Origin of the sequence: Methylobacterium sp. BTF04, assembly GCF_010692745.1 — a bacterium.
Lineage (GTDB): Bacteria > Pseudomonadota > Alphaproteobacteria > Rhizobiales > Beijerinckiaceae > Methylobacterium.
In genome coordinates this window covers 1-833 of the sequence record NZ_JAAHTB010000208.1, presented here as the reverse complement: position 1 = coordinate 833, position 833 = coordinate 1, and the positions used below count along the sequence as shown (strand labels likewise).

The 833-nt window shown below is 66.9% G+C and carries 1 protein-coding gene; it reads right to left on the bottom strand.

The window, feature by feature from the left end; translation table 11 throughout:
- Positions 1-43: 43 nt before the first annotated feature.
- Complete coding sequence (locus G3T14_RS24360; RefSeq protein WP_163645032.1) at positions 44-511, bottom strand: hypothetical protein; 468 nt, start codon at positions 509-511, stop codon at positions 44-46.
- Positions 512-833: the final 322 nt, after the last annotated feature.

Below are 833 nucleotides of genomic sequence, written 5' to 3'. Positions count from 1 at the left end.
CAGACTCGCACGCTTCACCGAGTGAGTGAATCCTCCGTCCGCGTCACTGCACTAGGCTCCTGGCGAACGCTGCCGCCAGTCCGGCGACCAGCAGGCAGCGCTGGTGCGTGGCATCGCCGAAGCGTTGCACGGCCAGGACCCAGTCCTGAATACCGCTCTCTCGAATGGCGCGCACGATCAGTTCGGTGCCGGTCATCGCCACGTCGGGCATGACCGCCCGCCTAGAGCCGAAGGTTTGGATGAGATACTGCCGAGCTTCGATGGCCAGCTTGGCGGCGGTGCCCTTCGTCACTGCCTCGCGCTGCATCCGGATGATCCTGCTGCGCAGCGATTTGATCGCGGCTCCGGCCGGCAGCGTGTCGGTCGCGCCCAGCACCAGGGCCTGGGCATCGGCGCGTGCGACGTTGCCGTAAATCAGGAACAGGAAGGGTACGTCCGCCCCACGCACACGCTCGAGGATACGCTTTAGGCGCAAGACAGCCTCCAAGGTGAGGTGTGCCACATCGCTCACGATCAGGTCGGGTTCGGTGGCCGGGGGGGGCGTCGACGTAGAGATCGTGGACGCGCCAGCGCCACCCCGGGCCGAAGTCGCGCGCCAACCGCTCTGCGCGCCCCATGTCGTCGCCGATCAGCGGCAGCTCGCCCGACGAGACCGGCCCCGTCACGGTCTGTCTGGCGTGGCGGAGAGCCGCCGGGGTCCGACTGGGCACTGCGCCGTGCGCGGTCAGATGCGGCATCGGTAGAGGGTTGATGTTCTTGCTCATGCCGTCAGCTGGGACCCTGAGCATCTATCAGTTTGAACCCTTGTCGTTGACGGCCTGACTCCGCCTGTG